The organism is Streptomyces sp. DF42 (genome assembly GCF_058267695.1).
Window position 1 is genome coordinate 5230629 of record NZ_CM177859.1, and the last position, 18124, is coordinate 5248752.

Annotated in this window: 16 protein-coding genes; 15 read left to right on the top strand and 1 reads right to left on the bottom strand. The window is 71.9% G+C overall.

Annotated elements, in window-relative coordinates:
- The first annotated feature begins 1008 nt into the window (after nucleotides 1–1008).
- The 15 genes from ACYUED_RS23955 (at nucleotide 1009) to ACYUED_RS24025 (ending at nucleotide 16431) form a co-directional block, all read left to right on the top strand.
- Entirely contained in the window at nucleotides 1009–1263 is a 255-nt protein-coding gene (locus tag ACYUED_RS23955) for a lipopolysaccharide assembly protein LapA domain-containing protein (RefSeq protein WP_491284858.1), read from the top strand.
- Between the two features lie 601 nt (nucleotides 1264–1864).
- Complete coding sequence (locus ACYUED_RS23960; protein ID WP_491284860.1) at nucleotides 1865–2137, top strand: hypothetical protein; 273 nt, start codon at nucleotides 1865–1867, stop codon at nucleotides 2135–2137.
- A 378-nt stretch (nucleotides 2138–2515) separates the two neighbouring features.
- Nucleotides 2516–3052 carry a DUF2617 family protein gene (locus ACYUED_RS23965; protein ID WP_491284862.1) on the top strand — a complete coding sequence of 179 codons (537 nt, stop codon included), beginning with the start codon at nucleotides 2516–2518 and terminating at the stop codon, nucleotides 3050–3052.
- Between the two features lie 99 nt (nucleotides 3053–3151).
- Nucleotides 3152–4783 carry a polyamine aminopropyltransferase gene (locus ACYUED_RS23970; protein WP_491284863.1) on the top strand — a complete coding sequence of 544 codons (1632 nt, stop codon included), beginning with the start codon at nucleotides 3152–3154 and terminating at the stop codon, nucleotides 4781–4783.
- Between the two features lie 192 nt (nucleotides 4784–4975).
- A complete protein-coding gene (locus ACYUED_RS23975; RefSeq protein WP_491284865.1) occupies nucleotides 4976–5986 on the top strand; it encodes an SRPBCC domain-containing protein in 1011 nt (336 codons plus the stop codon).
- 41 nt (nucleotides 5987–6027) lie between these two features.
- Nucleotides 6028–6816 carry an aldose epimerase family protein gene (locus ACYUED_RS23980; RefSeq protein WP_491284867.1) on the top strand — a complete coding sequence of 263 codons (789 nt, stop codon included), beginning with the start codon at nucleotides 6028–6030 and terminating at the stop codon, nucleotides 6814–6816.
- A 10-nt stretch (nucleotides 6817–6826) separates the two neighbouring features.
- Nucleotides 6827–7375, top strand: a complete 549-nt coding sequence (gene pyrE, locus ACYUED_RS23985; RefSeq protein WP_266518590.1) for an orotate phosphoribosyltransferase — start codon at nucleotides 6827–6829, stop codon at nucleotides 7373–7375.
- A gap of 220 nt (nucleotides 7376–7595) precedes the next feature.
- Nucleotides 7596–8618, top strand: a complete 1023-nt coding sequence (gene fbaA / locus ACYUED_RS23990; protein WP_266518593.1) for a class II fructose-bisphosphate aldolase — start codon at nucleotides 7596–7598, stop codon at nucleotides 8616–8618.
- Nucleotides 8619–8711: 93 nt separating this feature from the next.
- Nucleotides 8712–10178 (top strand): MFS transporter, encoded by a 1467-nt coding sequence (locus ACYUED_RS23995; protein ID WP_491284869.1) that lies wholly within the window; start codon nucleotides 8712–8714, stop codon nucleotides 10176–10178.
- A gap of 264 nt (nucleotides 10179–10442) precedes the next feature.
- Nucleotides 10443–10856, top strand: coding sequence for a DUF3151 domain-containing protein (locus ACYUED_RS24000; RefSeq protein ID WP_491284871.1), 414 nt, complete (start codon nucleotides 10443–10445; stop codon nucleotides 10854–10856).
- A 152-nt stretch (nucleotides 10857–11008) separates the two neighbouring features.
- Entirely contained in the window at nucleotides 11009–11854 is an 846-nt protein-coding gene (locus ACYUED_RS24005; protein WP_491284873.1) for a tryptophan 2,3-dioxygenase family protein, read from the top strand.
- Nucleotides 11847–13061 (top strand): kynureninase, encoded by a 1215-nt coding sequence (gene kynU / locus ACYUED_RS24010; protein ID WP_491284875.1) that lies wholly within the window; start codon nucleotides 11847–11849, stop codon nucleotides 13059–13061. Before ACYUED_RS24005 ends, kynU begins: the two co-directional genes overlap by 8 nt.
- Nucleotides 13062–13342: 281 nt before the next feature.
- Nucleotides 13343–14230, top strand: a complete 888-nt coding sequence (locus ACYUED_RS24015) for an alpha/beta hydrolase (RefSeq protein WP_491284877.1) — start codon at nucleotides 13343–13345, stop codon at nucleotides 14228–14230.
- 171 nt (nucleotides 14231–14401) lie between these two features.
- Nucleotides 14402–15769 carry a sensor histidine kinase gene (locus ACYUED_RS24020; protein ID WP_491284879.1) on the top strand — a complete coding sequence of 456 codons (1368 nt, stop codon included), beginning with the start codon at nucleotides 14402–14404 and terminating at the stop codon, nucleotides 15767–15769.
- Nucleotides 15766–16431 (top strand): response regulator, encoded by a 666-nt coding sequence (locus ACYUED_RS24025; protein ID WP_491284881.1) that lies wholly within the window; start codon nucleotides 15766–15768, stop codon nucleotides 16429–16431. Before ACYUED_RS24020 ends, ACYUED_RS24025 begins: the two co-directional genes overlap by 4 nt.
- Nucleotides 16432–16488: 57 nt before the next feature.
- Here ACYUED_RS24025 and ACYUED_RS24030 read toward each other — a convergent pair whose 3' ends face one another.
- Complete coding sequence (locus ACYUED_RS24030) at nucleotides 16489–18066, bottom strand: carboxylesterase/lipase family protein (protein WP_491284883.1); 1578 nt, start codon at nucleotides 18064–18066, stop codon at nucleotides 16489–16491.
- Nucleotides 18067–18124: the final 58 nt, after the last annotated feature.

Below are 18124 nucleotides of genomic sequence, written 5' to 3' on the forward strand. Positions count from 1 at the left end.
GACGGCCCAGCCCGCCGGGGGGCTGGGCCGTCCGCGGGCCTCTGGCGTACCTGCCCCCACTGCCGTCCCGATCCCTGACCGACACGGCTCCGGAGGGGGCCCTTCGGTCCCAGGAAGAGTTGCTGGGTGGGTTCCAGTCGTCTTGCCCGGGCCTCTGGCGGCTCACCGCGGGTGAGACGTATCGCAGGCAACCACTCCTGCACCAGGTAGAAGACCTTGAGGGCCAACTCGTGAATTTCGTCCTGGCCCTCAAGCAGGACGGCGGTCATCGCATCGCCGGCCTCGTTCATCGACGCAGGCCAAATCCGAGGGATTGACTGACGCGACAGGCATGGGGGGCGCTTTGGCGGCGCAACCCCCAACGTAAGGAGGTGACCGGTGATCGGTTTCGACATCGCGTGGGCCGCCTAGACGGGGGCCTTCGTAGCAATCGAGCCCCCCGGGGGTAGCGAGACATGAGAGCGAGGCGCTGCCTGCGGATAGGAGGCTCAGGCGCCTGACGGCCGGCGTCGAGGCAGGAGTGCCCAACTCTGTTGCCGAACCTGGTTGGCCGCGCGAGCTGACATAGGTGGACCATGGGCCGCCCCTCCCGAGGACGAGGGGCGGCGGAGCAGGTGGCGGTCCTACTCGTGTCCGGCTGGCGGGACCCTTGCGGGCGTTCCTCGGCGGTGGCTCACAGAGACGCTAGCGCTCGGTGGGTGAGAGATGCGAATGGCTCGACGCCACGGACGCCGTTGTGCTAAGTCGACGTAGCCAAGCTTCATCCCCGTATCTGCCCGTCACAAGCACCGCTTTAGGAGCGAGGTTAGGCGATCACGGGTGTGACCTGCGGATTCCCGGGCTGGGCGGTGTCCTGTGCAACTGGCCCTTAGGGACCGCGATTCCCCGTGAGGTCCCGCCCTGACTCGCCGTTGCACAGCACCAGCTTGGAAGATCGCGTACGGGGATCGCGGCGGCCCGGGACACAACCGAGTCGCCAGCTCGGGTGAACCGCCTGATACTGGCTTTATGGCCCAGAGGACTGCGAAGACACGTGGGCCGTCCACCTTGACGGTCAAGGGGCGGGACTTCCGGCTGCGTTCCGTCGGCTTCTTCGTGCTCGCAGCCCTGGCTATCTGGTTCATCGCCGCTAATACCAAGTCTGTGACCATCCGGCTCTGGACCTCCGAGGTCAGCCTCCCCCTGTGGATCGTCCTGTCCGTGACCCTCCTCGTCGGCATTCTCCTGGGGCTGCTGATCGCCTACCGCCGGGCTCGCAGATAGTCCGCGCCTGGAAGACGGTTCCGGGCACGGCCGACCAGAAGAGCGGATGGGACGCGCCCACATTCCCGTTGTCCTGGTCCGGTGCAGATCGACGACGAGTTCGCCGGCGGGGAGCTGTAGGAGCTGTACTTCGTCCGCCGTTGGGACGCGGCGAACAGGGACTCTCTCATGGTGAACAGCCCATGGTTGCTTCCCGCGAACACCTGCGGGCGGCCGTCGGTGAGCCGTGCTGACGTCATGCTTCGAACAGACATGTGATCCCTCTCCTCTTCAGCACGCCCAGGCAGGCGTTCATGTCCCCACGTCCCTCCCTCCGCTCCGGCGTTCGTGCAGACGCACGGATCCGCAAATGGAGCACTCGGCAGCACGTGGCGGCTCGTTGCATTGAAAGATGACGGCCCACAGACGGCCCAGTGACCCACGAACGGCCTCTGAACTTCCCTTCTGTGCGGGCAGGGGCCGTTGCCGTTGCCCCAAGAGAACCCTCTGAAGTTCCTCAACTCTGTTTTGGCCGGTCGGGCGGCCGGGCATTCCCCGTTCACGCAAGACGCGAGGCACCCACGGGGGGCTGCTTCGGGAAACCCGAAAGGACGGTGACGCCATGTTCACAGGCTTCATCGTGGCGGCGGTCGTGATCGTGTTCGTGGCGATCGTCGTATCGGCAGTACGCAACGGCGGCTCGAAGTCGTACGGCGCGGGGAGCCGCAGCAGCGGGACCAGCAGCTGGTGGGCCGGCGGGGGAGACGGCGGCTCGTCGGGCGGGCATCACGGCGGGCACCACGGCGGGGGCCATTCCTGCGGCGGCGGCCACTCGTCCTGCGGCGGCCACTCGTCCTGCGGTGGCGGTGGCGGATGTGGTGGTGGAGGCAGCTGACACGGGGCAGCCGAGCTCCACAGGGGGAACCGGATCCCCTTCTGCCACTCCGGTCGAGCACCCGTCGGGGCACACGCCCGTACGGGTGCTCGCACGCTCCGGCGTACGCCATGGCCGCCGTGGCGCACGCCCTGGTTGAACAGGTGAGCAGGGGAGCCCTCTGAGGGATGGAAACCCCACGAACTTGGGTAAAAACGCTGTGGCGGCGCCAGACTTCATGATTCCCTCTAAATCACCAAGGCAGCTCCTCGGGCGTCCTGCGGAACCTTCCTGACCTCCCGACTGGGCTGACCGGGCCGATCCCCCGGCATCGCCCGGGGTGTGCCGGACCCCCACACCTCCCTTTGTTTTCTTTGCGTGCCAGCGGAGAGCCGACCCATGCTCACGACCCTGAACACCTCATACACCGACACGCGCGCGGCCGACCTCGCCTGGGCCCTGGGGCGCGAGCCGCTTCCCGCACTGGCCACGCTCGACCTCGAACTGGCCGGGGCCAAGCTGCAGTTGAGACTCCTCGGGGCGTCCCACCAGGTACTCCTGGAGGAGGAACGGGGCACTTGTTCGGAGACGGTGGCCTGCATCTCCGGCAGAAGCACCCCGCTGCCGCTGGGCGTCGCCAAACGGGCGGGCGACTGGGAGTACGAGTTCGCGGCCCGCGTGGAAGTCCTCTCACCGGGGTCGTTCGCGGGGCGCGCGCAGGAGTTGCTCGCGCTGGTCTCCGACCATCCGCACGGACTGGCGGGCGTCTTCCCCGGCAGCCCGCACGCCTTCACCGCGCTGCTGGTCCAGCGGCACGAGGGCCAGGTCCACTGGCGGACCTGGCACGCCTACCCGCAGGACGGGCAGTTGGTGGCGACGCGGACCCGGGTGGGAGTCCGGGTGCCGGTGGCGCACGGCAGACCGCTGGACGTCTGACCTGGACTCGTGATCTCAAACACGGGACGCCGAACTGACCGACAGTTCCACACGTGTGGGTGACGAAGGGTGACAGTGGAGTGACGTAACGTCGCAGTCGTGATCGAACCGCACGCACCGGCACCACCCGCCTCCTCGCCCCCCTGGGCGGCCCCGGCGCCGCTGCCCGTGCAGCCGGACACCGGACGGTTCCTCGTGCTCGCCTGCGTTTTCGTATGCGCGGCCTGCGGACTCGTGTACGAACTCGAACTCGTCGCCCTGGCCTCGTACTTGATCGGCGACTCGGTCACCCAGGCCTCCGTCGTCCTGTCGGTCATGGTCTTCGCCATGGGCATCGGCTCGCTGGCCGCGAAACGCCTGCGCTGGCGTGCCGCGGCCGGCTTCGGCGCGATCGAGGCGACACTCGCGCTCGTCGGCGGCTGCAGCGCGATGGCCCTGTACGCCGTCTTCGCCTGGACCGGCGACTGGGGCGGCCTGTGGGGTCCGCGCTGGCTCCTGGTCGCGTTCTCCCTGACGATCGGCCTGCTGATCGGCGCCGAGGTCCCCCTCCTGATGGAGCTGATCCAGCGCATCCGGCGCCAGGACGCGGGCGGCGCGGTGGCCGACCTGTTCGCGGCGGACTACGTCGGCGCGCTCGTCGGCGGCCTCGCCTTCCCCTTCCTTCTCCTGCCCCTCCTGGGCCAGTTGACCGGCGCCCTGATCACCGGCACCGTCAACGCGATCGCGGGCGGCACCCTCGTCCTCGGCCTGTTCCGCCGCGACCTCACCCCCCGCGCCCGCTGGCTGCTCCTGATCGCCAACCTCACCGTCCTCGGCGTCCTCGCCTCCGCGGCCGTCCTGGTCGACGACTTCGAGCGGGCGGCACGGCACGCGGTGTACGGCAAGGACGTCCGCGTGGCGCTGCAGACCGGCATCCAGGAGATCGTCCTCACCGGCGGCACCGACGGCCGTCCCCTGTCCCTCTACCTGGACGGCCGCCTCCGGGTGAGCGGCCGCGACGAACACCGCTACCACGAAGCCCTGGTCCACCCCGCGATGAACGGCCCCCACGCGCGCGTGCTCATCCTCGGCGGCGGTGACGGCCTCGCCGCCCGCGAAGTGCTGCGCCACCCGGGCGTGCGACGCCTGGACATCGTCGAACTCGACCCGGAAGTCGTGCGGCTGGCCCGCCGCGACCCGGCCCTGTCGAAGCTGAACGGCCACGCCTACGGCGACCCACGCGTGCACGTGACCACGGACGACGCCTTCCGCAGGCTGCGCACGGCGCCCACCTCGACGTACGACGTCGTCATCTCGGACCTGCCCGACCCGGGCATCACGGCCAGCACCAAGCTGTACTCCCAGGAGTTCTACGGCCTCGCCCGGCGCGCCCTCGCACCCGGTGGCCGGCTCGTCGTGCACGCGGGCCCGTTCGCCACCCGCCCGCACGTGTTCTGGACGGTCGAGGCGACCATGCGCGCCGCCGGCCTGCACACCGCGCCCTACCGTGTGGGCGGGCGGGACACCGGCTTCGCCGCGGGCCCCGACCGCACGGCCGGCTCGTCCCGTGCACCGCGCGACTGGGGCTTCGTCCTGGCCTGTGCCGACGCCCGCCCGCAGCTTCGCCTGGACCCGCATGAGCCACGCCTGCGCACCGTCACCCAGACGGTCCTGACGGCGGACGCCGAAGCCGTGACGCCCAGGCGCATCGACGGGCTGCCGGCGTCGACGCTGGTGCACCCGCGCTACTGAAGGGCTTTGCTGGTGCAGCCCCGCTGCTGACGTGCCGTGGCTGGTGCCCCTTGCCACTGACGTGCCGTGCTGGTGCCCCCGTGCCACTGACGTGCCGGGCGGGAATGCCTTCGGCGTCGGCCGGCACCGACGCGCGGTCACTTTCGACCAACCGGGGTGCATGACCCGGCCTCCTGGGTAGGCTCGGCCGACATGGAGCATGAGGTGTTCGTTCCGGTTCCGGCCCGGCGGCTGAAGGAGACCCTCGCCGATCCCGCAGGCGTGGCCCGGGCTGTCCCCGGGCTCCAGCAGGACGCGGGCGCCGAGCCCGTCACCGGACGGCTGAAGGTGCGCGTCGGCAGTCACTCCGTCACCTATCGGGGGACCGTCCGTGTCACCCCGCAGGACGACGGTTCGTACGCCGCCGAGGGCGACGTCACCGAGACCCGCGGCACCGGCTCGGTCAAGCTCGCCCTCACGCTCCGCGTCGAGGAGGCGGACGGCGGCTCCCGGCTCACCTTCGAGGGCACGGCCTCCGCGACCGGCCGGCTCACGGAGCTGCCGGCCGAGCAGGTCGCCTCGGCCGCGACCCGCCTGCTGAACCGTTTCGCGGAGAACCTGGTGTCGGCGGCGGAACCCGAGAGGTCTGCCGAAAGCGAGGCGTCCGGGGAATCCGAGCCCCTCGTCACCCAGGAGTTCGAGCCCAAGGCGACCAGCGACTTCGAGACGACTCCCGACGCCGACGACGCTCCCGCTCCCGCCGCCGAGACCCGTTCCGAGTCCGGTTCCGAGTCCACGGAGCACACCTCGGTCTTCGACACCGAGGTCCCGCCGCCGTCCCTCGACCCGCTTGCCGACGAGGAAGCCGAGGAAGCCGAGGGAGCCGAGGGAGCCGAGGGAGCCGAGGGAGCCGAGGGAGAGGCGGAGCCCGAGGCCGCGCCCGCCTCCCGGCCGGAGGCCGCCGCCCCCGCCGACCTCACGCCCGCCGACCTCACCCCGGCCGCCGAACCCCCCGCCCCCGCCGAAGCCGCGCACGCGCGCCGCACGATGATCGGCCGCAGCGCGGAGGAGGTCGACCACGCCCCGCCCCGTGGCCGCTACGCCCCGGTCCCCGCCCCGCAGACGGTGTCCGCCGGTTCCCCCCTGCGCTGGGCGGCCCCGGCGGCGGCCCTCGTGCTCGCGTCGGCGATCGTCGTCGGCCGTGCGTTGCGCAAGCGCCACTGAGCGAGGGGCCGGGGGCTTGATCGCCCCAGTAGGGTCGTCCCGTGAGTAACGAAGACATCACGCTGACCGCGGGCGACGCGGAGGTGACCGTGCAGCCGGGCAACGGCGGCCGGGTCTCGGGGCTGCGCGTGGGCGGCAGGGAACTGCTCCGCCAGGGCGAACGCTTCGGCTGCTTCCCGATGGTTCCCTGGTGCGGGCGGACCAGGGACGGCCGCTTCCGGGACGGCGCGGCCGTCCACCAGCTGCCGCTCAACTCCCCGCCGCACGCCATCCACGGCACCGTCCGCGACGGCGCCTGGCGCACCGCGCGCGTGAAGGCCGACGAGGCGGTCATCACGTACGAACTGGTGGAGCCCTGGCCCTACACCGGCCTCGTCACGCAGCAGATCGCCCTCACGCCGGGCGGGTTGACGCTGACGATGTCCGTGGAGACGTACGACTCCTCCTTCCCGGCACAGATCGGCTGGCACCCCTGGTTCAACCGCAACCTGGGCGGCGAGGACGCGACGCTCGCCTTCACCCCCGCCTGGCAGGAGGAGCGCGGCGACGACCAGCTGCCCACCGGCAACCGCGTCGACCCCCGCCCGGGCCCCTGGGACGACTGCTTCGGCATGCCCGGCGGCGTCGACGTCACCCTCACCTGGCCCGGCCAGCTGCAGTTGAAGGTGACCAGCCGTGAGGAGTGGGTCGTGGTGTACGACGAGCAGGAGGCGGCCGTGTGCGTGGAACCGCAGACCGGCCCGCCCGACGGCCTGAACAGCCTGCCCCGCACGGTCACCCCGCTGGAGCCCCTCGAAGCGACGACCACGTGGACTTGGCACCCCCTTTAAGCTGACTGGCATGACGGACGTACGTGGCGCACTGCTGCAACAGATCAAGGACAAGGCCGTGGTGCACGGCAAGGTGACCCTGTCGTCGGGGCTGGAGGCCGACTACTACGTCGACCTGCGCCGCATCACCCTCGACGGCGAGGCCGCCCCGCTGGTCGGCCAGGTGCTCCTGGACCTGACCGCCGACCTCGACTTCGACGCGGTCGGCGGTCTGACCATGGGCGCCGACCCGGTCGCGGCCAGCATGCTGCACGCGGCCGCCGCGCGGGGGAAGAAGGTGGACGCCTTCGTCGTACGCAAGGCGGCGAAGGCGCACGGGCTGCAGCGGCGCGTCGAGGGGCCGGAGATCGCGGGCCGCCGCGTCCTGGTCGTCGAGGACACCTCCACCACCGGCGGTTCCCCGCTGGAGGCCGTCCAGGCGGTGCGTGAGGCGGGCGCGGAGGTCGTCGCCGTGGCGACGATCGTGGACCGGGCGACCGGTGCCGCCGAGAAGATCCAGGAGGGGGCCGGGGTGCCGTACCTCTACGCGTACTCCAAGGACGACCTGGGCCTCGACTGAGCCTCGACCGAACGTCGACCGAACTTCGACCGATCCTCGACGGAGCCTGGGGCGAGCCTCAACCGCCTTGTCCACAGGCCGTTGTCCACAAGCCGGACAGGACGGGCAAAGCATCCGGCCGAGTCTGGGAGGATGGCGCCGACGACGACGTCACCCCCAAGGTCTAGGTCAGGGCCGTAGTACGCAGAAAGCCAACCCGCAGATACCAAGGAGCGGACAGATGCCCATCGCAACTCCCGAGGTCTACAACGAGATGCTGGACCGGGCGAAGGCAGGCAAGTTCGCCTACCCGGCGATCAACGTGACCTCGACCCAGACCCTGCACGCGGCCCTGCGCGGTTTCGCTGAGGCGGAGAGCGACGGCATCATCCAGATCTCCACGGGTGGCGCCGAGTTCCTGGGCGGTCAGTACAGCAAGGAAATGGTGACGGGTTCCGTCGCCCTGGCCGAGTTCGCGCACATCGTCGCCGAGAAGTACCCGGTCACGGTCGCCCTGCACACGGACCACTGCCCGAAGGACAAGCTCGACGGGTACGTACGTCCGCTGCTCGCGATCTCCGAGAAGCGCGTCGAGGCCGGCCTCACCCCGCTCTTCCAGTCGCACATGTGGGACGGCTCCGCCGAGACCCTCGCCGACAACCTGTCCATCGCGCAGGAGCTCCTCGCGCAGGCCCGCCGGGCGAACATCATCCTCGAGGTGGAGATCACCCCGACCGGTGGCGAGGAGGACGGCGTCTCGCACGAGATCAACGACTCCCTCTACACGACGGTCGACGACGCGATCCGTACCGCGGAGGCCCTGGGCCTGGGCGAGAAGGGCCGCTACCTCCTGGCCGCGTCCTTCGGCAACGTGCACGGCGTGTACAAGCCGGGCAACGTCGTGCTGCGCCCGGAGCTGCTGAAGGAGCTGAACGAAGGCGTGGGCGCCAAGTTCGGCAAGCAGTCCCCGTTCGACTTCGTGTTCCACGGTGGCTCCGGCTCCACCGAGCAGGAGATCCGCACCGCGCTGGAGAACGGCGTGGTCAAGATGAACATCGACACGGACACCCAGTACGCCTTCACGCGTCCCGTCGCCGACCACATGTTCAGGAACTACGACGGCGTCCTGAAGGTCGACGGCGAGGTCGGCTCCAAGAAGACCTACGACCCGCGCACCTGGGGCAAGCTGGCCGAGGCGAGCATGGCGGCGCGCGTGACGGAGGCCTGCGGCAACCTGCGCTCGACCGGCACCAGGATCAAGTAACGCCTCGCAGAACCCACCAGCGGGAACGCACGAGCGGGAACGCAAGAGCCCGGCGTCTGTCGACGGCGCCGGGCTCGCTGTATACCTGGGGACATGCCCGACGTCCGGATCTCCTCCCCGCAGGGTAAGTGGATCCTGCTGACCACGGTGCTCGGCTCCAGCATGGCCATGCTGGACTCGACCGTCGTCAATGTCGCCCTCCCGCGCATCGGCGGTGACCTGAACGCGAACCTCGCCGCACTGCAGTGGACGGTCAACGCGTACATGCTGACGCTGGCCGGCCTGATCCTGCTGGGCGGCTCCCTGGGCGACCACTACGGCCGCCGCAAGGTCTTCGTGATCGGTGTGCTGTGGTTCGCGGCGGCCTCCCTGCTGTGCGGGGTGGCGCCCAGCGCCGGTGTGCTCGTCGCGGCCCGCGCCCTGCAGGGCATCGGCGGCGCGCTGCTCACGCCGGGCTCCCTGGCGTTGATCCAGGCGTCCTTCCACCCCGACGACCGCGGGCGGGCCGTCGGCCTCTGGTCCGGCTTCGGCGGGATAGGCGCGGCGGTCGGGCCGTTCCTGGGCGGCTGGCTGGTGGACGGCCCCGGCTGGCGCTGGGTCTTCCTCCTCAACGTGCCGCTGGCGCTGCTGTGCGCCCCCATCGCCCTGCGCCACGTCCCCGAGTCGGCGGACGGCCGCGCCCACGGCCGCTTCGACGTGCTGGGCGCGGTCCTCGGCGCCGCGGCCCTGGCCCTGGTCACCTACGCCCTGATCGAGGCCCGCCAGGGCTCGCTGGTGGTCGTCGTCACCGCGCTGGCCGGCCTGGCGGCGGGCATCGTCTTCGTCTACGTCGAGAAGCACCGCCCGGACCCGATGCTGCCGCTGGACATCTTCGCCTCCCGCCAGTTCACGGCGGTCAACCTCGTCACTCTGTGCGTGTACGCGGCCTTCGGCGGCTTCTTCTTCCTCACCGCCCTCCAACTGCAGGTCGCCGTCGGCTGGTCCCCCCTCGCCGCGGGTACGTCGCTGCTGCCGACGACCGTCCTGATGCTGCTGTTCTCCGCCCGCTCGGGCGCCCTCGCCGACCGCATCGGCCCGCGCATCCCGCTCACCGTCGGCCCGCTGCTGTGCGCGGCCGGCATGCTGCTGATGCTGCGGGTCGGTCCTGGCGCCTCGTACGTGGCCGACGTCCTGCCCGCCGTACTGGTCCTCGGCACCGGCATGGTCACCCTGGTCGCACCGCTGACGGCCACCGTCCTCGCCTCCGTGGACACCGCGCGGGCGGGCGTGGCCAGCGGCATCAACAACGCGGCGGCCCGCGCGGCCGGCCTGATCGCGGTGGCCGCACTGCCGCTGCTCGCCGGAATGGGCCCGGAGGCCTACCGCTCCCCGGACGCCTTCGACGACGCCTTCCACCGGGCGATGCTCCTGTGCGCGGGCATCCTGGCGCTCGGCTCGGTGGTCGCCTTCGCGACGGTAAGTCCGCTGCCACCCGGTTGCAGCCGTCCGGAGTGCCGTACGCACGGGTCGGTGATGGCTCCGCCGTTGGAGGGGCAGCGGGCGCGGAGGCGGATTGCCTGAGGGCGGCGGTTGTGGCGGCTGCGTGCGGCGTGGGGGCGTTTCGGTGCTTGGTTCGGTGGTGCCTTCGCGCCGGTGCGCCCCCTGCCGCCGGGCTGCCGCCGTCCGGAGTGCCGTACGCACGGGTCGGCATCATCAGCCCCGGGGCGGCACGTCCCCTCGCCGGGCAGGGTATTCCAGCCCGTCCGGCGTTTGAGGACAGGGCCCCTTCGGGGCCGATGGGGGGCCTGGGAGCGGTAGCGCCCGGCACGCGGGACACTGGTTCACATGTCGATTCACGAGAACCTCCTCGGGGGCCCGCCCCCGACCCACCTCCCCGACGACCCCGCGCCCCGCGAGCTCCTGGCGAACGGCACCGCGCCGACGGACGTCGCCGCCAAGTACCCGACGTCCTCGCTGGCCTGGGCCCAGCTGGCCGACGAGGCGTTCGAGCGGGGCAGCGTCGTGGAGTCGTACGCCTATGCCCGTACGGGCTACCACCGCGGCCTGGACTCCCTGCGCCGCAGCGGCTGGAAGGGCCACGGCCCGGTGCCCTGGGAGCACGAACCCAATCGCGGTTTCCTGCGCGCCCTGCACGCCCTCGCCCGCGCCGCGCAGGCGATCGGTGAGCAGGAGGAGTACGAGCGCTGCAGCCAGTTCCTGAAGGACTCCTCGCCGGCGGCGGCCCAGACGCTGGGCTGACCGGGACGCGTGTGTGCAGGTCCGCCTGGTGTGACCGGGCGGACCTTGCGGTTTCGGGGGACGATTGTGGAAGATGCCGTTGGGGACCGGGGCCACCGTGTCGATGACGGCAGGGGCGGACCGCTACCCGGAGTACACAGCAGGAGACAGCGATGTCCCTTCAGGCTCAGCCCGACGAGGCTTCGGAGCCCGAGACCCCGCATCTCGACTTCCAGGGCACGACCCCGTACGAGGACTACGTCCAGGCGGACGTGCTCACCCACCTCCAGCACACCCTCTCCGACGACCCCGGAGAGATGGTCTTCCTGGTCACGACCCAGGTGATGGAGCTGTGGTTCACCGTCATCGTCCACGAGTGGGAGACCGCGACGCGGGCCCTGCGCGAGGACCGGGTGCCGGTGGCGGTCGACGCGCTGAAGCGGTCGGTACGGGAGCTGGAGGCACTGAACGCCTCCTGGAAGCCCCTCGGCCAGCTCACCCCGGCCCAGTTCAACTCCTACCGCTCGGCGCTCGGCGAGGGCTCCGGCTTCCAGTCGGCGATGTACCGCCGCATGGAGTTCCTGCTCGCCGAGAAGTCCGCGTCCATGCTCGTCCCGCACCGCGGCGCCCCGCGCGTCCACGCCGAGCTGGAGAAGGCGCTGCACGAACCGAGCCTGTACGACGAGGTGCTGCGCCTGCTCGCCCGGCGCGGCCACCCGATCCCCGCCTCGGTCCTGCGGCGCGACGTCTCGGGGCGCTACGAGCCGAACGAGGCCGTCGAGGCCGTCTGGACCGCGATCTACTCCGGTGACGAGCACGCCGAACTCGCCCGTCTGGGCGAGGCGTTGACGGACGTCGCCGAGCTGGTGTGGCGATGGCGCAACGACCACCTGGTCGCCACCCGTCGCGCGATGGGCGCCAAGGCCGGCACCGGCGGCTCGGCGGGCGTCGCCTGGCTGGAGAAGCGCGCGCAGAAGAACGTGTTCCCGGAGCTGTGGACGGCGCGGTCCCATGTCTGAACTCATCGAGCGCGCAGGGAAGTTGGACGCCTCCGACGAGCTGGCAGGTTCGCGCAGGCAGTTCGTGCTCGACGAGGTGGTCTACCTGGACGGGAACTCCCTCGGTGCGCTGCCGTCGGCGGTCCCGGGGCGGGTGGACGACGTCGTACGGCGTCAGTGGGGCGAGCTGCGTATCCGGTCCTGGGACGAGAGCGGCTGGTGGACGGCGCCCGAGCGGATCGGCGACCGGATCGCACCGCTGGTCGGCGCGGCCCCGGGGCAGATCGTCGTCGGCGACTCGACCAGCGTCAACGTCTTCAAGGCGCTGGTGGGCGCGGTACGGCTGGCGGAGCTGTCGGAGCCGTCGGAGCAGTCGTCGGGGCGCCGGGACGAGATCCTCGTGGACGCGACGACCTTCCCCACGGACGGGTACATCGCCGGATCGGCGGCCCGGATGACGGGATGCACGCTGCGTCCGGTGACCCCGGCCGAGGTGCCGGGCGCGCTGTCCGGTCGTACGGCTGCCGTCCTGCTGAACCACGTCGACTACCGCACCGGCCGGCTGCACGACCTGCCCGGCCTGACCGCCGCCGTGCACGCGGCGGGCGCGGTGGCCGTCTGGGACCTGTGCCACAGCGCGGGCGCGCTGCCGGTCGGGCTGGACGAGCACGGGGTCGACCTGGCGGTCGGCTGCACGTACAAGTATTTGAACGGCGGCCCGGGTTCACCGGCGTACCTCTACGTCCGCGACGATCTGCAAGGACGCTTCGACTCCCCGCTGCCCGGCTGGAACTCCCACGCGGAGCCCTTCGGGATGCGGCCCGAGTACGAACCGGCCGGGGGCGCGCTGCGCGGGCGCGTCGGCACCCCGGACATCCTGTCCATGCTGGCCCTGGAAGCGGCGCTCGACGTCTGGGACGGCGTCCCGATCGAGGCGGTGCGCGCCAAGTCCCTCGCCCTGACGGACTTCTTCCTGGAGTGCGTGCGGGAGTACGTGCCGGCGGGGCGCGTGGAGTCGCTGACTCCGGTGGCCCATGAGGAGCGCGGCAGCCAGGTGGCGCTCCGGTGTGCGGACGCCGGGGACGTCATGGAGCGGCTTATCGAGCGGGGCGTGGTCGGGGACTTCCGGCGCCCGGACGTCCTCCGGTTCGGCTTCACGCCGTTGTACGTCGGCTTCGCGGATGTGGAGCGGGCGGCCCGGGTACTGGGGGAGACGCTCGGCGGGTAGCCTCCGGCGGCCCCGGTGGTGGTGGCGTCCGACCCCGGTGGTGGTGGCGTGCGGGCCGGGCGGGGTGCCGGCGTGCGGGTCGGGCAGGCTGGGGAAGCGCCCGCCCCGCGGGTCACAGAACCGTTTCCCCTCACCGAGCGTGACATCCCCGTGTCCGCGCACGTCACCGGCCTGATACCGTCCCCGCCAACGGCCCGATTTTCTCTCCTGGTCCGCCAAACCCTCCCCGCAGTGCGGAAAAAGCCCGGGAGGTGCCCCCATCGTCGCTGAGAGGTTGGAGCATGCCGGACGACGCCGCAGCAGCCCGGGCCGCCACCGAGGAGGAGTCGGCGTTCTCGCATCCGGCGGTCGAGCCCGACTCCACCGCCGCGTACGGTGACCACCCCGACCAGCTGATCGACTTCTACGCCCCGCGCGTCGATCCGACCCCCGGCTCTCCCGTGCCGCTGGTGGTCGTCCTGCACGGGGGCGCGTGGCGGGCGGCGTACGACCGACGGCACATCTCCCCGTTCGCGGACTTCCTCGCCCGGCGGGGGTTCGCGGTGGCCAGCGTCGAGTACCGGCGGGGGAGCGTGATCCCGGCCCAGGGCGGTGCGGGCGGTCCCCTCGCGGGCCGGTGGCCGGAGACCTTCGACGACGTCGCGGCCGCGCTGGACGCACTGCCCGCGCTCGTTCGCGAGGCCCTTCCGGGGGCCGACCCGCGCCGCATGGTGGTCACCGGGCACTCGGCCGGCGGCCACCTCGCCCTGTGGGTGGCGGCCCGCCATCTGCTCCCCGCCGACGCCGCCTGGCACATCGACCGTCCCGCGCCCCTGCGCGGGGTGGTCGCCCTGGCCCCGATCGCGGACTTCGAAGTGGCCGACGAACTCGACGTGTGCGGCGGGGCCGCGCGTCAACTGCTGGGCGGAGAGGAGAAGTTCGCCGAGCGCCGGCCGTACGCCGACCCGTCGCTCCTGCTCCCGACCGGCATCGCGACCACCCTGGTCCAGGGCCGCAGTGACATCGACGTCCCGCAGGCGGTCGCCGAGGCGTACGCCGACGCGGCGGCCAAGGCCGGTGAGGTCGTGGGCTTCACGCTGCTGGAGGACGTCGGCCACTTCCCGCTGATCGACCCGGCGGCGGACGCGTGCGCGGTGGTGGCGGAGGAGATCGCACAGCTGGCGTGGTGAACCGTCCGCGGTGACCGGCCTCAGCGAGTCGGCTCCCCGGTGTGCGGGCTCCCTGGTGCCCGGGCGCCTTGGTACGCCTGCCCCTTCATACCCGTAGTACCTGAGGGGGAGGCGGAAGGACCCTTCTCACTGGTGACGACGGCGTGCCTGCCACGGCCTACCGTTTTCATCGTGACCGAGACGACCCAGACGCAGCCGACGCCGCCGGAGCCGCCGGACGGCGCCTTCGAGCCGTACAAGCCGCGCAGCCCTGAGTTCCGGGCCGCGATGGACGCCCTGGGCGGGCTGCGGCAGGACCTGTTCCACGACGCGTTCGCCTACCGCCCGCTGCCTCGCGTGAGCGCTGACGGCCGGCTCGCCCGGCGGCTGCCCGGCCGGATGGGCGAGTACGTGAGGTGGGCGCCGCACGCCCTGATCACGGCGGCCGGTTTCTTCGCGATGCTCATCGCCTCGGACGTCGGCTTCCGTGGCGCGGGCACCAACCTGGCGCTCGGGCTGCTCGCCCTGGCCCCGGTCCTGCTGACCATGGTCCGGCCGGTCGGCGCGTTCTGGCTGTCGATGGTCGCGACCCCGGTCGCAGCGGTGCTCGACGGCTCCTGGGAGAGTGACTGGCCGTGGCCGGCCGGCAGCTTCGCCTGCCAGCTGATGGTGCTCACGATCGTGGCCATACGCACCAGGCCCCGCACGGCCGCCTGGATGTGGGCGCTGACGGGGGTGTACGGGTTCCTGGCCGGCAGCTTCAGCAGCGGCCGTTACTTCGGCTCGAACACCATGGAGCTGTTGTTCGTCTCGGCCATCGCCCTCCTCGCGGTCACCGTCTGGCACATCCGCCGGGACGCCCGGCAGGAGGTGACCGCGCAGCAGACGGTGACCGCGCACGAGCGTTCCCGGCGCACCCTGCTGGAGGAGCGCACGACGATCGCGCGCGAGCTGCACGACGTGGTCGCGCACCACATGTCGGTCGTCGCCATCCAGGCGGAGGCCGCCCCCTACCGGGTGGAGAACCCGCCGCCGGAGCTGGAGCGCGCCTTCGTCACCATCCGGGAGAACGCGGTCGCGGCGCTCGCCGAACTGCGCCGGGTGCTGGGCGTCGTCCGCGCCGAGGACTACGAGGCACCCGACGCCCCGCAGCCCACCCTCGGGGACCTGGACGCACTGCTCGCCAATGTGCGGGACGCGGGCCTGAGCGTCGACAAGGCGGTGACCGGGGCGGTGCGTGACCTCCCGCAGGGCGTCGAGCTGTCGGCGTACCGCATCGTCCAGGAGGCGCTGAGCAACAGCCTGCGGCACGCGCCGGGCGCGAGCGCCAAGGTGGAGGTCTCCTACGTCCTCGGTGGCCTGGGCCTGCGCATAGTCAACGGTCCGCCGCCCGCACCGAACCTGGTGAAGCCCTCGCCGGGTGCCGGCCACGGCATCACCGGGATGCGCGAGCGCGTCTCGATGCTGAACGGCGAGATGACGGCGGCCCGTACGAACGAGGGAGGCTACGAGGTGGCGGTGTTCCTGCCGGTCGCCGGCGTGACGGAGGGCGAGGCATGACCATCCGCGTCCTGATCGCGGACGATCAGATGATGGTGCGCGAGGGCTTCTCGGTCCTGCTGAACGCGATGCCGGACATCGAGGTCGTGGGCGAGGCGGTCAACGGGCGAGAGGCGGTCGACCGGGTCCGCGAACTGGCCCCCGACGTCGTCCTGATGGACATCCGCATGCCCGAACTCAACGGCATCGAGGCGACCCGGGAGATCGTGGCCGCCGACGGCGCGTCGAAGGTCCTCGTCCTGACGACCTTCGATCTCGACGAGTACGTGTACCAGGCGCTGCGCGCGGGAGCCTCCGGCTTCCTCCTCAAGGATGCCTCGGCCCGCCAACTCGCGGACGGCGTAAGGGTGGTGGCCTCCGGCGAGGCGCTCCTCGCGCCGACCGTCACGAAGCGGCTGATCACGGAGTTCTCGAAGCTGTCCACGTCCCCCCGCCTCATGCAGTCCGCCCAGGCGGCGTACGGCGATCTGACCGAGCGCGAGACGGAGGTCCTGGTCCTGATCGCGCAGGGCCTGTCGAACGCGGAGATCGCCGGGCGCCTCGTGGTCGCCGAGTCGACGATCAAGACCCATGTCAGCCGCATCCTGGTCAAGCTGGGCCTCAGGGACCGCACACAGGCGGCGGTGTTCGCGTACGAGGCGCGACTGGTGACACCGGGCTGACCGGCCCGCCGGCCGCCGGGGTGGCGCTCCCCGGCCGACTGACCGGCGGGGTGGTGCTCAGGGCAGGGCGTTCCAGAAGGCGCAGTGGTGGTGGGTGGTGGTCCGGGAGGGGCCGGTTCGGTCCGGGGCCAGGGACTGGACGGCGCCGCTCGGCCAGTGCGGCGTGCCGGTGGCGTTGGGGTCGCCGGTGCGGGCGAAGCGGGTCCAGTAGTCGATCATGGTGTCGGCCAGGCGGTGCTGGGCCGGGGTCATCGTGCGGGGGCGGCCGCCGAGGTCGTACAGGTAGGGAAGCTCACTGGCATGGGGTGCGCCGAGAGGGAAGGGGGGCGTGCCCGGGGTGAGCGGCGGGGCGTGCTCGTCGGCGAACTCGTAGCGCCAGACGGGGACTTGGGTGGCGAGCAGGTCGCCGGTGCGCAGGGTGGGGCAGGCGAAGTCGGCGTCGCCGATGACCGCGCCGAACACCGGGCCGCCGTTCGACGGCGTCACCGGGTACTCGTGGACGATCGCGCCGGCCCGGTCCGGGCCGGGGAAGAAGGTGGCGGCGACGTCGGGCCAGGTCTCCGGGGTGACGGGATTGCCGGCCTGGATGATGCCGGCGGCCCAGCCGTTGCCCTCGTCGTGGTTGCCGCCGATGAGCACGGGCACGTGCGGGAAGCGGCCGGCGCCGACGGCGGCCGCCGGGTCGTGGGGCAGCAACGGCGTTCCGTAGGCGGGCTGTTGGTCGGTCGCCTGGGCGGCCAGTACACGGGAGACGCTCTTCCCGCGCAGACAGGCCAGGACGTGCCGGGCGGAGGAGCAGCCGGCCTTGGCGGCGAACTGCGCGCCGGTCGCACGCGCTGTGGGCAGTGACGCGGCGGACGGGGCGAACGGCCGGTCCGGGCGGCCGGTGCACGGCCCGCTCTGGATGATCGCCCGCTGGAAGAGCCCCGCGGCGGCGGGCGAGGCGAGCTGGGCGCAGACGCTGTAGCCGCCGGCCGACTCGCCGGCCAGCGTCACGTTGCGCGGGTCGCCGCCGAAGGCGCCGATGCCGTCCCTGACCCAGCGCAGTGCCGCCTGCTGGTCGGCCAGGCCGAAGGTGCCGGAGCCGGGCAGTCCGGCGTGGGCGAGGAAACCGAGGGCGCCGAGGCGGTAGTTGACCGTGACGACCACGGCGTCGCCACGGGTGGCCATGCGATGGGCGTCGTAGGAGCTGCCCGCGCCGGTCGTGAAGCCGCCGCCGTGCAGCCAGACGATCACCGGCCGCGGGTGCCGCGGGGTGGCGGCGTCCGGCGCGGTGACGTTCAGGTGGAGGCAGTCCTCGTCGGTGCTGCCACCGGGCACCTCGCCCGCCGCCTGCGGGCAGGCGCTCGCGGGCCGGGTCGCGTCCCGGGTCCCCGCCCAGGGCTGTGCCGGACGGGGCGGCGCCCAGCGCAGGCGGCCCTTGGGAGGCGCCGCGTAGGGCAGGCCCTCGAAGGTGCGGTAGCCGTCGTGGGCGGTGCCCCGCACGGCGCCGTCGTGGGTGCGGACCACCGTCCCGACGGCCGGACGATGCACCTCCTGCGTCGGCAGGGCGGGCCCGGCGGCCGTGGCGAGCACGGCGGTCAGCGCGCAGGCAGCCAGGGTGGTCAGGCTGGTCAGGACACGGTGCGTGTTCATGCTTTTCCCCCGTTTCATGCGTTTCCCCCGGTTCGTGCATTTCCCCGGTTCGTGCGTT